Genomic DNA, 13,729 nt, shown 5'->3' with positions numbered 1-13,729 from the left:
AAGGAGGGGTTACTTCATGACCGTCACGCTCATTCGGTGTAATGAACAACATATAAAAGAGCTGCAAAAAATCGGAATCGATACTTTTATAGAAACGTTTCAGGAGCAAAACAAGGCGGAGCATATCGACGCATATGTGAAGACAGCTTTTCATTCGAACCAGCTACTAAAAGAATTACAACATCCCTTTTCACAATTTTATTTGGTTCAAGTAAATGGGCGCCTTGCTGGTTATTTAAAGGTCAATATGGACGATGCACAGTCAGAAGAGATGGGTGATGACACATTAGAAATTGAACGCATTTATATCAAACAGTCCTTTCAAAAACTAGGATTAGGTCGATATTTAATGAATCAAGCCTTTGAAATTGCAGAGAAACACCATAAACGTGATGTTTGGCTTGGGGTGTGGGAGCATAATAAAGCCGCCATGGCATTTTATCAAAAGCTTGGGTTTGTTCAAACAGGAGTGCATGCTTTTCACATGGGAGACGAGGAGCAAATGGACTTCATTATGACCAAAACATTGAGATGATCAAAAAGGGGGAAGGGAACATGCATATACCATCATTCTTTCAAGTGAAAGATATGGAGAAAATCAAATCATTTATTCAATCACATTCATTTGCTACAGTTGTGACGACAACGAATGAAAAGCCCATTGCGACCCATATTCCAGTGAGTTTTCATCAAATTGGCGATTCGTATGTGATCTCAGGGCATATGGCGATTGGAAATCCTCAGTGGAAAACGTTTGAAGAAAATGAGAAGGTGCTCGTCATTTTTCAAGGGCCGCATGCCTACATATCCTCTTCATGGTATGAGAAAGAAGCCGTACCGACGTGGAATTATCAAGCTGTACATGTATATGGAAAGGCTGCACTGCTCGAAAAATCAGAACTGGTCAAGGAATTAACAGCGATGCTGGAGACATATGAAAGTCATAGAGATCAGCCAGTGTTATGGGATACGTTGTCTGAGGAACTGCTAGAGAAACAAATGAAAGGGATTGTGGGCTTCAAAATCATCATTGATGAAGTTCAAGCTGCTTTTAAGTTAAGTCAAAATCGCCATGAAAGAGATTATGCTCGCATTATTGAACAGCTGGAAGCAGAGGGTGAAGTGGAAATGGCGGCTGCGATGAAAAAAAGAGAAGAGAATATATGAAAAAAGCACTCTGAAGAAAAAGAGTGCTTTTGTAGTTATCCTTTTATGTTTAAATATTCTTCAAGGGTTTTACCGCTCTTATTTACTTTTTTCGCATTGGTTGATCCGAGGTATCTGAGGTGCCATGGTTCATATTGATAGCCTGTCACTTTTTCTTTACCTTTCGGATAACGGATGATAAAACCAAATTCATGGGCATGTTTGGCCAGCCATTTCGCTTCTTTTGTATTGGCAAAAGAATCTTCAGCCCAATGTTTTGAATTGGCACCGCCGATATCAAAAGCAAGGCCGGTTTGATGTTCGGAATAGCCTGGTCTTGCGCTAAATCGATCTGCTTGTTTTTTGCCATGAGAGGCGACGTAATTGTTGTACAAGACACGCTGACGGTCGTATGAACGGAAGGTGCTAAAAGCGGTGAGTCGGATGTTTGCTTTTTTTGCTTTCGCGATCATAGCGTTTACTGCTTTTCTCGCTTGTTTGTTTTCTCCGGGATTGTATGAAGATGGGAGTCTATGTTTCTTATTCACAACCAATATCCCTTTTACATACGTACCTGGCGTTTTAGTGGAAGGAGCAGCATATGAAGCTGGTGAGCTTTTGCCTGCTTTTTTGATATATTGAGAGCTGACGTAACCCGTCTTTCCTTTATACTTTGTTTGAATCCATGAACCATTCTTTTTAAGATAAGGAATCCTTTTCCCTTTTGGAATGGTCAATATCACTGAATATTTTGTTCCAGGTCCCTTGCGAAGATGAACATTCGCTGTTGTCACGTATTTCGGTGCGGCTGCTTTTGCGACTGGTGTCGCATGAGTCATGTGTAAAAAGGGCAGCTGGACAGGAAAGATTCCAAGCCCAAGTACGAGAACCACACTGACAATAATTCCTTTGATCCACGGGTGTTTCATCTTCATTTCTCTCATCCCTTTCAATCTACTAACATACATATATTGAGATAGATTGAAATAAAGTGCAATGGTTTTTTTATGTCAATTGAGATTGAATCATATCATTTGGTTCTTTTTTTGTTTAAAATTACATAAAAAAATCCACTATTTCCATAAAAAATCAGCTGAATTCCTTATAATAAAAGTATCTGAGAACGGGGAGTGAGTCGAGATGGACCAAAACGTGCTGCAAATGGATCAAGACAGATCAGAGAATGAATTCGCGGTTCTTAATATATCTTCTAAAGAGATTGGTGCTCTATCAAAGGGAGCAGCGGAGCAGATTTTACAAACGGGAGATACGGACCGTATTCATCAGCTGATGTACGTTCCGATTGAAAAGAAAGAAGATTTGAATTGGCTGATCCAATGTGTTGGGGAGGCGCTAAAGAATGAATTTGGTGATGACGTTGCACTAGAAGTAGCTGATTTGCTCTATTTCTTTGTCATTCCGTATTATGGGAAGTATATGTTGAAAGATCGTCATTTGTATGAGTATATCGATCATTTGCTGGTACGATTAGCATCTAGAGCTCACTCGGATATTGACACGCTGATTGATATCATAAGAGAAGATTTAAATGAAAATATACAATAAAAGAAGCTTGTAGAGCGACCCTCTACAAGCTTTTTTATATCAACTTTATTCAGCAGGAACTGTTTTGACAGGCTCTTTTCTAAACACACCCATGCATCCTGCGATGATGATTAATACAGCTGGAAGGATAAAGAACACAAAAATAGAAATAATACCGCCTACAGCAGAAACTAATAATAAAATGCCACCAAGCTTTGCTTTTTTCTTCACGATAACAGATGCCACAATCGCAAGAATAGAGAAAAGCATCGCTGACCAGCCTAATCCTGTGAATTGACTCGTACCTGATTCATTAAATGCGGCATCTAGTCCTCCAAAAGCAAGTGCAAACATTGCACCGAAAAATCCCAAAATACCTCCAATTAAGCCTAAAACAAATTCTGTCGTTCTTTTCATGATACTTTCCTCCGATATGTAAATAAGAATTATTGGTACTTAAGAACCAACACAATCTTACTCATCGGCATTCTTTTCACAATATTAATAGTTTTGTTAAAAAAAACAAGAAAATCCATAAAGAATTTTCTTGTCCAATTACTGGGCTCTCTCCCAGGTAATCTTTGTTTCATTTGTTGTTTTCTTTCCTTTTGCCAGTACTTTTCCGTTTTCTTGTTTCACGGTGATGTTTAGGTCATAAAAGGAGTAGAGGGCGCCGAGGCTGTCATTTTCCGGTTTATGCAGGTTGTTTTCCTTTTCAGTGGATGCACCAATAGCTAGTGTTTTGGCAAAGTTCAAACCAATGACTTCAGCGTAATCACTATTGGTCTCAGATGAAGCCGTCACGTTTAAGGAAATGACTTTTTTCTTTTGATCAACGGTGATCGCTGTGTCTTTTACGAGCTTAGACTGCTCCATGACCTCTTTCGTTTCATTTTGAATGCGTTCATTAATCGTTGGAAGTGCCGTAGATTCTGTTTTTTCTTCTTTTGCCGTATTTGAGCAAGCTGCTAGGATAGAGAAGGTTGCAACAAGACTCATGAAAACAAGTAGACTTTTTCTCACGTTCTTTCTCCTTTGTTCTTCAAAGTATGTATGCTTATGTTACCACGAATTGATGTTTTGATTAAAAGAGAAGTGTTGATAAGCTGTGAACAATCAAAAGCACCCAAAGTTGGGTGCTCATGTTTTATTGTGCTGAAAGGGTTGTACTAAGTGGAACAGAAGAAATGACCGTGAATTTTGGAGCCGGAGCACCAGATTCTAGATTTTTGCGTAAAAGAGATGATTTGACGGTGCCGTCCCATTTTTTATAGACACTTCCAGATGTATTTGCACGAAGCTGTACATTAGAGAAACTTGCTTGCGAGTAGCTGTTTGTTCCATTATCCTGTACGCCGTGTACCATTTTGACAACATCAAGGTTTTTCAGACGGCTAGGGTTGTAAACAGGCTGCTTATAGCGCAGTTTCCCGTTGACGTATAGTGACACTGTGCCATCACCATTGTTGATGAGCTTTAAGTTGACACGTGCACCATCTTTAATACTTGAATCGTATTCACTGTTCCAATATTGACTGCCGCCTTGGGAGCCGGTGCCCAGGAATACCTTATAGCCAGAAGCTGTTTTTGAAATCCCGCTTTCAACAACGGCAGAACCGAGACCAAGATACCAGTCGGCATAGCCATTTTTAATGGTTGCTGTTTTTGGCAGCACAATATCAGCCGTGATACCTGACCATTTGGCTTCATCCGTTTGTGTCACGATGGCGCCGTGACGAGGACCAGCCGCAGAGGCAGGAATACTTGAAAGCATCAAAACGAAGGTCAAACTTACACTCAAAACGATGAACCACTTTTTCATGAAAATTCCTCCTTATCTTTGATTCATTTCTATTATATAAAACAAAAGGGAGGGATCTACTGACAATGTTCTGGCTGTTTTTGGTGAAATTTATGAACAAAATCGGTCATTAAGTGGTCAACTTGTATTCGAATTGTAATGTGACTGTAAAATAACTGGGTGCATCTTCATGTATAATAGGGTCAGAAACCAAATACGGAGGATTTTTTAATGAATAAAAAGCTTATCGCGACAATCGTAACAGTAGCTAGTTTATTTTTAGCGTTTAGTTTCTCACATGGAGCAAGTGCAAAAAAAGTAAGCGGCAATATTACTTGGTATAATGGTGTCGGTAAAAAAGGCGCAGATGGAAAAAAACTCGGTCATTGGGATGCAGCAACAAAAATGGGATTTGACGTACCGAAAAAAGGTACAAAACTAAGAGTGACAACAAAAGCGAAACCACATAAAGTGATTACAGTATATAAATATGATGTAGGTAGAATGCCAAACGCAGTATTAGACGTAAGTCCGAAAGCATTCAAAGCACTTGGGTATAAAACAAGTAAAGGTGTCGTCAAAGGGCATTACACTTATTAATACATAGGCATGCAAAGAAGCGGGAAAAGTTCATTTTCTGGCTTCTTTTCTTGTGGAGAGGGTCTGAAAATCAATGAAAAAATCAACATGGTGGATCGTCACAGTGATTGGAGTCGCAGCAATTGCGGCCGTCATCTTCTTCATGATGAAGCCGGGGCAAGAGGCAAAACATGCAGGAAAAGTGAAAACAAATCAAGATGCAAAAGACGAATTGCTTGTTTCATTTACGGATCAAAAGTTAAACAATACTTATTACTTGCATGACAAGGCGCTTCATACAGAGAAACTGACAGCATATCCTTCAATTGCTTATGATCAGGCAAAACAGCTTTTATACTACACGTATACAGATGAAGACACACAAAAAGTAAGTATACGGGAATTGAATGTGAAAACGGATAAAGAAAAAACGCTCTTTACGAGTGACGATTCAATCGACAGTATGAAACTTTCTGGTGACGGAAAACAGTTATATCTAAGGTATAACAAGGATTCAGGTGAGCAATTTTATGTAGCGTCTTTTGATTTGAAAACACAGAAAGTGAAAGTGTTATATCCAGAAAAAAGTGATGATGATACGGTGAGTTCTTTTGCTTATGATCCAGCATCAAATCTGTTGGCCATTCAGCATTATTCGTTAAAAGAGGATTATAAAAAGACGGATGAGGCAAATGAAAAAGGAATGGATCCTGAACCAACGACCATGAAGATTACCCTTCAAACAGGTGAGAAGGGTAAGCGAATTGCACGTATTTCTCAAACCATCAATGATATTTCTTTTTCACCAGATCATAAAAAACTTATTTATACAGAAGTGAAGGTTCGAAATGAAAAAGAAGTATCATCTATTAAGGTGATGGATGTAGATACAGGAAAAGCGAAGACACTCGTTAAAAACAGCCAAGATGTGCGTATTTTAAGTGCTGCCCAGCCGCAATTTTCTGCGGATGGTACATCTGTTTATTTCTTAGGTGTTGCAAAGAACGCAAAGGAATTAAAGGATGACACTGGACGAAAGGCGAAGGTCAGAACCATTTTTGAATATGATATTAAGAAGAAAACAGTAGAAACCGCTTGGGAGAAAGAGGGCGGGATTGTTAACAATTTCACTGTCAATCGGTAAAAGGTGCGCGTTCAGTTATTTTATATAACTGGACGTTTTTTTATTTTGTTATGGGATGTGTCGGTGAAAAATGCGGATTTGTGAAATGAACAGCACTTTTTAAATAAGGAAATGAGTGGTATTTTGATATTTTGCTGCTGTGACAGAATCAGTGTAAGAGAGTAAAGTAAGTGGAAATAAAAAAACGAGAGGACAGAAGACTTCTCGTTTTCTCTTATTTATTTATTGTTTTCATCTAGTAAGTTTTGAAAAATAAACAAGGCATTAATGGAATGAGGGAATCCTGCAACCTTTGTACAGTGCTTAATGATCTCCATAATCTCTATAACAGAGAGCCCGATATGTAATGCTTGTACAAAATGAGCTTTTAACTCTTCATCACAATCACCTTTTGCAATGAGAGCCGATAATGTGCTGATGGCCTTCTGTTTTTCATCTAATATGAAGTGATTGAATTCTTTTTGTTCACCGAGTTCAATTGTTAGTTGTTCAATGTTTGATCGAATGCTCTCGTTTTCATGAATTGAAAGCTTCTCCCTGTTACCTGCCACTGTTTCTTGCTTGACCTGGCAAGTCTCTTTTTCTTCATTCAAATTGAACTCCTCCGTTTTTTATGACGATTTTCTATTTGTTCGTGCATGGTTTCTTAAGTGCCTTTTGATAGAGGTAATGGGTATATAGTAGTATTATCGGTTTACTTCGTCAACTTTTTAAGTGTGGAATGTTCAAATAAATGCCATTCATGCGATACATTGTTCGTTTTTTCTCATGGAGATTGAAAAGAAAATAGAGGGCTAATATATAGAAGCTGTTAGCCCTTTTTCATATTACGCAATTAACAGAGAGGAGGTTTCATATTTACTAAATGATATCCATCGGCCGCATCATGTCATAATCCTCGTGTTCTAAAATGTGACAATGCCACACATATCGTCCGCTATATGGGACAAACCGAGCGATGATGCGAATGACTTCACCGGCATGCGCCTGAATCGTATCCTTGTAACCTTGTTCATGCAAAGGAGGCGCTTCATTTGGTCCTGTGTACACGATTTCACCTGTCGATTGATAGATGTCTGTATCGAATGGTCTTCTATCAATCACCCGAAATTGAACAAGATGTAAATGAATAGGGTGTGTGCCCCTTGTTGGGTTAACGATGTTCCATACCTCTACACTACCAAGTCGAGGATTTTCCGTAACAGGATCATTCCAAAACTGGTTATCTAGTAATAAAATCGGGCGCCCATATTTATCTTGTGTGCCAGTAAGCGTCAGCGTTCGCTCGTTATCAGCTCGGCTCGGTCGGAGCGGTGGCAGTGGTTTGAAGATCGGACGTAATGTTTTAGCTGCTCTTCCTTTGAGCGGACGAGTGACTTTAAATTGCATAATGTTCGCATCTGTTTCTGGATTGACATCCTGACCGCAACCTGCCGTATTTTTTAAAACAATCGTTTGGTTTTCATAAGCTGAGAAGTCGATGATGACATCAAAACGTTCAGCAGGTGCAATGCTAAAAGATTGATGCTGAACAGGTCTTGGCAAAAAGCCGCCATCAGATCCAATTTGTAAGATTGTGGCGTCATTGTCTAGATGAAGCTCGTAAGTTCTTGTGTTGGATGCGTTTAAGATACGAAAACGATATTTTCGCGGCTCTACTTCTAAATACGGCCATACTTTTCCATTGACTAAAATCGTTTCCCCGCAAAAAAATGGCACGATAGAGGGATCTGGAAGGTCACTATCTTCTGGTGTGTTATTTGGTCTACTTGGGTAAAACAGTGCGCCATCCTCCTGAAACGTCCGGTCCATGATCATTAAAGGGATATCATATTCATCTTTAGGTAATTCCAGTGATTTTTCAAACGCATCTGAGATCAAATAAAATCCAGCTAATCCGGCGTATACATTTAATCGTGTTAATGCCATGGCATGATCGTGATACCACAATGTGCATGCTTGCTGGTGATTAGGGTATTCGTAAACCTCTCGTTCAAAGAAGGGGCCGGTCGCTTCAAAGTCTCGCGAAAACCAAGCCTCTGGATAACCGTCACTGCTTGCAGGTGTCACGCCCCCATGCAGGTGAACGACTGTTTTGACTTCGGGTTCATCATGGTGTCCAGCGTGAATGGTATGATCGACAGGCAGGAAGTGTTTCAGCGGCAATTTGTTCATCCATTTCACTTTGACCTTTTCATTTCGATTCGCTTTAATGGTTGGACCAGGCAAACTGCCATTATAGGTCCATAGCTTGGTTGGGGGCAGATCTCTATGAACTTTTAGGAACACCTCCTCCATAGCGATTTCATAATACGTTTGTCTTGGGTTTTTTTTGACGGGCTCTGCGACTTCTGGAATTGGCAGCTCGTCAACAAACTTTTCTAGGTTCATGTTGACTAATCCTCACTTAAAATCAATTTGATACATTATAAGTGCGGACATCCAAATAGGTGAATAAAATAAAAAAACCCGCTTTTCAGCGGGAGAATTAAGGGTGTTTATTTTCAAGCGCTGCACTTGCAGGCACTTTTTTGTTTGGTTTAAAGATGAAGTAGGCGGCTAGTACACTGATGGTAATGATGCTTGTCAGTATGAGCTGAGGTCTCATCGATTCGATAAACAGCATAGAGGCCAAGATGGCGCAGATAACCAAAATGGTAAAGTACGTAAGGTATGGGAACAGCCACATTTTGATTTTGAGTTGTTCTGGATTTTCTTTTTCAATTTTACGACGCATTCTTAATTGTGAAACGGCAATGACCAAGTAGACAAGAAGTGCAATGGCACCAGAGGCATTGACTAGAAATAGAAAGATGGTTTCAGGGTAAAAGTAGTTCATCATGACGGCAATATAGGAAAAGAAGGTACCTGCGACTGTCGCTGCTACAGGGACACCGCGTTTGCTGATTTTCATAAAACGTTTTGGTGCTTCGCCTCTTTCAGCTAATGAATAAAGCATTCTGGACGTTGTGTATAGGCCGGAGTTTAAACAAGAAAGAACGGCTGTTAAAACAATGACGTTCATGACTTGAGCGGCTGATGGGACACCGATGTATTCTAATACTGCAACGAACGGGCTTGTTAAAATATTCGCTGAATTCCATGGGAGTAAAGTGACAACGACGGCGATCGACCCGACGTAGAACACAATAATACGCCATACAACTGAACGGGTAGCTGTTGTCACAGATTTGACAGGGTCTGCTGATTCACCTGCGGCAATTGCCACAATCTCGGTTCCCATGAAGGAAAAGATGACAACGACAATCCCGAGGAGCACAGAGCCGAACCCGTTTGGAAGGAAACCGCCATTTCCCGTTAAATTAGCAAGACCTGCAGTATGATGACCGCCAAAACCAAAGATAAATGCAAAACCAATGAGTAGGAATAGAATAATGCTGACGACTTTAATCAATGAAAACCAATATTCAAATTCGCCAAAAGATTTAACAGAAAAGATATTTGTCAAAGTTAAGAGGATTGTGAGGATAAGACTTGTGAGCCAAACAGGTGCATCTCCATACCAATATTGAATAATGGCAGCACCGGCAATGGCTTCGATGGCGATGACGATGACCCAGAAGAACCAGTAAAGCCAGCCGATTGTAAACCCGGCCCACGGGCCGATGGCGTCGCTCGCATATTGTGAGAAAGAGCCGCTTGTCGGATAGGCACATGCCATTTCTCCAAGCATTCTCATAATAAAGATGACCAGAAGTCCGGCAAATGAATAGGAAAGAATCGATCCAGGCCCTGCAGAATGAATGACAGCACCACTACCAACAAATAGCCCTGCCCCAATGACCCCGGCAATGGAGATCATTGAAATATGTCTTGTCTTAAGGTTTTTTTGAAGACCGTTTGTCATGTTGGACATTTCTTTACCTCCAAACATTTCTCTTTTATTCGAGAGTTTGTTTTTAGAATATTTTAAATTTTATCATACTGAATTGTCATTCAGCATTGGACAGGTTATCAAACTGACATTTCAAACCTCTTAACATGATGTTAAAAAGTATAAAGGATTTGAGAGATTATGTTCCCTCATTTTCCTCTGCCCATTCTTAAAAATAGCATAAGAAGGAAGAAAGAAAAGTTGTGTTTTAAAATAAAACTATTCTGACAATTGTATAATAGAGTAATTTTGTTCTTCTTCATTTTTCAGGGTGGTTTTGAAAAACATTGATGGGAGTAGGTCTTGAGGTCAATTGACCTTATAAAAATAAGTTTGCTTAGGTCAACACATTTCTATGTATCCTATTTTGCTGATTCAAGCGAATCATGTTGCTGTAGACCCACACGGGCTTGGCTTTGTAAGATAAATATAGAAAAGTAATGTGTGAGGAGGCGCTGTTCGGTATGGAGCGCTACAACGAATTAAGACAAGGTGAAACAGGTGCTTGGGTCAGCATTATAGCCTATGTGATCTTATCTGCTGTCAAACTGATCATTGGGTATGTGTTTCATTCAGAAGCCCTTTCCGCAGATGGCTTGAATAATACGACAGATATCATTGCTTCGCTTGCCGTATTAATTGGGTTGCGTATTTCACAGAAGCCACCTGATGAGGATCATCCATACGGTCATTTTAGAGCTGAAAATATTGCGTCACTTGTGGCTTCCTTTATTATGATGCTTGTCGGGCTTCAGGTTTTGCTGAGTGCAGGCCAGTCGCTTTTCTCATCAGAGCATCAAACGCCTGATATGATTGCAGCTTGGACGGCAGCAGGAAGTGCGGTTGTGATGTATGGCGTGTATATGTATAACCGTAAACTGTCTAAACGAATTAATAGCCAGGCGCTATATGCGGCAGCGGCTGATAATAAATCAGATGCTTATGTGAGTATCGGGACGTTTGTCGGAATTATCGCCTCTCAATTTCAGCTGGCGTGGGTTGATACGCTTGCTGCGTTTGTGATTGGCTTAATTATCTGTAAAACGGCGTGGGAGATTTTCAGAGATGCGTCTCATTCGTTAACGGACGGTTTTCATATAAAAGATATGTCTAAATATAAAGAGACGATTGAAGCGACACCAGGAGTGGGCGATTTGAAAGACATTAAAGCTCGTTATCTTGGAAGCACCGTCCATGTGGATGTGGTCGTTGAAGTAGAACCGCATTTAAACATCGCAGAAAGCCATGATATTGCAGATGAAATTGAACGCAGAATGAAGCAGGAACATGATATTCTACACTCTCATGTTCATATGGAACCAGCAAGTGAGCCTAAAGAGGAGCAGAAGTCTTTTCCATCGTGAGAAGGCTTCTTTTTTCTACGTGTTGATGTTTCATGCAAATGCGTGTTGTATGGTAAAGTTAGACTATATGAAAATTGACGGAAACGTGATAGGAGGATCAGGATGGCATTTGATGAACCGATGCATTCAGATTTACAAAAAATCGTAGATAACATCAATAAAGTGATGGTGGGGAAAAAAGATATTGCGATATTAAGCCTTGTTGCGATTTTGGCGAAGGGGCATGTGCTATTAGAGGATGTGCCTGGCGTTGGGAAGACCATGATGGTTCGTGCTCTTGCAAAATCCATTGGGTGTGAGTTTAAGCGAATCCAGTTTACACCTGACCTTTTGCCTTCAGATGTAACAGGTGTGTCGATTTATAATAAAAAGACAAACAAGTTTGAATTTAGACAAGGACCGATTATGGGGCAGATTATTTTGGCTGATGAAATCAACCGAACCTCTCCTAAAACACAATCAGCCCTTCTTGAAGCGATGGAAGAAGGCAGTGTCACAGTGGACGGAGAAACGATGCCGCTGGCAGATCCTTTCTTTGTGATGGCTACGCAAAATCCAGTGGAGTATGAGGGAACCTATCCACTTCCAGAAGCGCAAATGGACCGTTTCTTATTTAAGCTGCAGATGGGGTATCCAACCATGCTGGAGGAGCTTGAGGTGCTGAATTTGCAGGAGAAACAATCGCCAATTGACACGCTTCAGGCAGTCATGACAAAAGATCATATCCATGCTTTGCAGCAAGCGGTTCAGACCGTACATGTGGATGCATCGATTAAAGAATATATTGTCGAAATCGCCCAAGCGACGCGAAATCATCCGTCTGTCTATTTAGGCGTGAGCCCAAGGGGTTCAATTGCATTGATGAAAGCGGCTCAGGCGTATGCGCTGTTGAACAGGCGGGATTATGTGATTCCTGATGATGTACAGTATTTGGCGCCTTACACATTGCCGCATCGCATGATTTTGACATCAGAAGCAACATATGAAGGGAAGAAGGCGGAGACACTGCTGCGACAGATGATTGAGCAAATTGGCGTACCAGTTCAAAAGTCGATGACTCAATGAAGTCACGTGATCGTTTCGCTTTTTCACTATGGTTACGGGTGTTTATGCTCCTTCTCCTCACAATAGCAGCCTTTTGCTATGCCATGTTTCAGGGCGGCTTTGTGAGCTGGTTCCTTTTTTATGCATTTTCACCATATGCTTTGTATGCTTTGTTGTTTGCCCTTGTTCCACTTCGTGCAACAGCCAAAAGGACATTACAGCATACCCGGTTAAAGGCAGGGGATGTGCTGTCTGTTGACCTTGAAATCAAGCGGACGAATTTATTTCCGTACGTGTACGTCATACTTGAGGATGACCCGCCGGATACCTTTCATTTGCAGGAACAAATTGAAATGAAGCGAATGATCTTTCCTTGGTTTCGGAAAACGTGGCGATTTTCGTATCAATTCAATGACATTGTGCGGGGAGAGCATCAATTGACGGCGGTTAGAATTAAAACGGGTGATATGTTTGGGTTTGTTGAAAAAGAAGTGATTCTTCCACTAGAGAAAACATTGCTTGTGTATCCGAAAATGTTGGATATTCCGGTTGAATCTGCTGCATCGGTGAATGAAAATGGAGGCAAAGCGTTGCACTCTTGGTTAAATGAACCGACAAATGTGACGACAGGTGTGCGTGAATACCAGCAAGGAGACCGTTTCGCTTGGGTGGACTGGAAGACAACAGCTAGAAGAGGTCAGCTTATGACGAAGGAGTTTGAACAGAATCAGACAAAGGATCTGGTGGTGTTTGCTGATTTTACAGATGAAGCCGCTTTTGAAACGATTGTGTCTATGGCCGCATCGGTTCTGCAAACGGCTGTGAAAAAAGGGGTGCCGGTAGGCCTTGTCCCGCTTGGGGATCAGCACATATTTCGAGTGGATCAAGGAGAGTGGCATTTACAGGACATGCTCTACTATTTAACAAAGGTGCAGTATCAGCCTTCTCGTGCACCTGATTATCAATCATTAACATCGAGTGAGCACCAGCAGACAGGAAAGTATGTGGTGACAGGTCATCTGCAAGAAGAGCTTGCTACCATTTTACTTGGGAATCGAAACAGAAAGAACATCACCGTTCTTTTAGTGAAGAGAGCCGTTGATCGATTGACGGCAAAAGAAAAACAGCTTGTGGACCGGCTTAAAGCTTCTGGGATACACACGACCCTTTTATTTGAGGACCGGCTGCACGAAAGAACTGTGAGGTGACAA

At 40.8% G+C, this 13,729-nt stretch carries 15 protein-coding genes; 8 read left to right on the top strand and 7 right to left on the bottom strand.

Annotated elements, in window-relative coordinates:
* Window positions 1-16 precede the first annotated feature (16 nt).
* Window positions 17-535, top strand: a complete 519-nt coding sequence (locus LCD32_RS02970; protein WP_045034404.1) for a GNAT family N-acetyltransferase — start codon at window positions 17-19, stop codon at window positions 533-535.
* 20 nt (window positions 536-555) lie between these two features.
* A complete protein-coding gene (locus LCD32_RS02965; protein WP_081114873.1) occupies window positions 556-1,167 on the top strand; it encodes an FMN-binding negative transcriptional regulator in 612 nt (203 codons plus the stop codon).
* Between the two features lie 35 nt (window positions 1,168-1,202).
* Here the strand turns inward: LCD32_RS02965 and LCD32_RS02960 are convergent, their stop codons facing one another.
* A complete protein-coding gene (locus tag LCD32_RS02960) occupies window positions 1,203-2,081 on the bottom strand; it encodes a D-alanyl-D-alanine carboxypeptidase family protein (RefSeq protein WP_060780820.1) in 879 nt (292 codons plus the stop codon).
* 205 nt (window positions 2,082-2,286) lie between these two features.
* On the opposite strand from LCD32_RS02960, the gene LCD32_RS02955 reads away from it, so the two are divergent.
* Window positions 2,287-2,712 (top strand): hypothetical protein, encoded by a 426-nt coding sequence (locus LCD32_RS02955; RefSeq protein ID WP_178896465.1) that lies wholly within the window; start codon window positions 2,287-2,289, stop codon window positions 2,710-2,712.
* A 45-nt stretch (window positions 2,713-2,757) separates the two neighbouring features.
* On the opposite strand, the gene LCD32_RS02950 is transcribed toward LCD32_RS02955, so the two are convergent.
* The 3 genes from LCD32_RS02950 to LCD32_RS02940 form a co-directional block, all read right to left on the bottom strand.
* Window positions 2,758-3,108 (bottom strand): DUF4064 domain-containing protein, encoded by a 351-nt coding sequence (locus LCD32_RS02950; protein ID WP_017366717.1) that lies wholly within the window; start codon window positions 3,106-3,108, stop codon window positions 2,758-2,760.
* Between the two features lie 138 nt (window positions 3,109-3,246).
* Window positions 3,247-3,714, bottom strand: coding sequence for a hypothetical protein (locus LCD32_RS02945; protein WP_017366718.1), 468 nt, complete (start codon window positions 3,712-3,714; stop codon window positions 3,247-3,249).
* A gap of 124 nt (window positions 3,715-3,838) precedes the next feature.
* Window positions 3,839-4,513, bottom strand: coding sequence for a hypothetical protein (locus tag LCD32_RS02940; RefSeq protein ID WP_048002244.1), 675 nt, complete (start codon window positions 4,511-4,513; stop codon window positions 3,839-3,841).
* Window positions 4,514-4,723: 210 nt separating this feature from the next.
* Between LCD32_RS02940 and LCD32_RS02935 the strand changes: the two genes are divergently transcribed.
* Window positions 4,724-5,092, top strand: a complete 369-nt coding sequence (locus LCD32_RS02935; RefSeq protein WP_003213878.1) for an RlpA-like double-psi beta-barrel domain-containing protein — start codon at window positions 4,724-4,726, stop codon at window positions 5,090-5,092.
* Window positions 5,093-5,165: 73 nt separating this feature from the next.
* Window positions 5,166-6,215, top strand: coding sequence for a TolB family protein (locus tag LCD32_RS02930; RefSeq protein WP_224562741.1), 1,050 nt, complete (start codon window positions 5,166-5,168; stop codon window positions 6,213-6,215).
* 218 nt (window positions 6,216-6,433) lie between these two features.
* Here LCD32_RS02930 and LCD32_RS02925 read toward each other — a convergent pair whose 3' ends face one another.
* The 3 genes from LCD32_RS02925 to gabP all read right to left on the bottom strand — a co-directional run bounded on the left by LCD32_RS02925 (window position 6,434) and on the right by gabP (window position 10,092).
* Window positions 6,434-6,808 carry a carboxymuconolactone decarboxylase family protein gene (locus LCD32_RS02925; RefSeq protein ID WP_007496965.1) on the bottom strand — a complete coding sequence of 125 codons (375 nt, stop codon included), beginning with the start codon at window positions 6,806-6,808 and terminating at the stop codon, window positions 6,434-6,436.
* A gap of 268 nt (window positions 6,809-7,076) precedes the next feature.
* Window positions 7,077-8,606, bottom strand: a complete 1,530-nt coding sequence (locus LCD32_RS02920; RefSeq protein ID WP_048002245.1) for a multicopper oxidase family protein — start codon at window positions 8,604-8,606, stop codon at window positions 7,077-7,079.
* 97 nt (window positions 8,607-8,703) lie between these two features.
* The gene (gabP, locus tag LCD32_RS02915) at window positions 8,704-10,092 is read right to left on the bottom strand and encodes a GABA permease (protein WP_017359846.1); all 1,389 of its coding nucleotides are present in this window, start codon (window positions 10,090-10,092) and stop codon (window positions 8,704-8,706) included.
* A 482-nt stretch (window positions 10,093-10,574) separates the two neighbouring features.
* On the opposite strand from gabP, the gene LCD32_RS02910 reads away from it, so the two are divergent.
* From LCD32_RS02910 to LCD32_RS02900, 3 genes are all read left to right on the top strand, one after another.
* Window positions 10,575-11,474, top strand: coding sequence for a cation diffusion facilitator family transporter (locus LCD32_RS02910; protein WP_008344349.1), 900 nt, complete (start codon window positions 10,575-10,577; stop codon window positions 11,472-11,474).
* A gap of 102 nt (window positions 11,475-11,576) precedes the next feature.
* Window positions 11,577-12,539 carry an AAA family ATPase gene (locus tag LCD32_RS02905; protein WP_224562739.1) on the top strand — a complete coding sequence of 321 codons (963 nt, stop codon included), beginning with the start codon at window positions 11,577-11,579 and terminating at the stop codon, window positions 12,537-12,539.
* Complete coding sequence (locus LCD32_RS02900; protein WP_263485649.1) at window positions 12,536-13,726, top strand: DUF58 domain-containing protein; 1,191 nt, start codon at window positions 12,536-12,538, stop codon at window positions 13,724-13,726. Before LCD32_RS02905 ends, LCD32_RS02900 begins: the two co-directional genes overlap by 4 nt.
* The last annotated feature ends 3 nt before the right edge of the window (window positions 13,727-13,729 follow it).

The organism is Bacillus sp. RSS_NA_20 (genome assembly GCF_020165915.1).
GTDB lineage: Bacteria > Bacillota > Bacilli > Bacillales > Bacillaceae > Bacillus > Bacillus altitudinis.
Note: the sequence above shows the minus strand (reverse complement) of the source record. Positions and strands in the feature narration are given on the sequence as shown.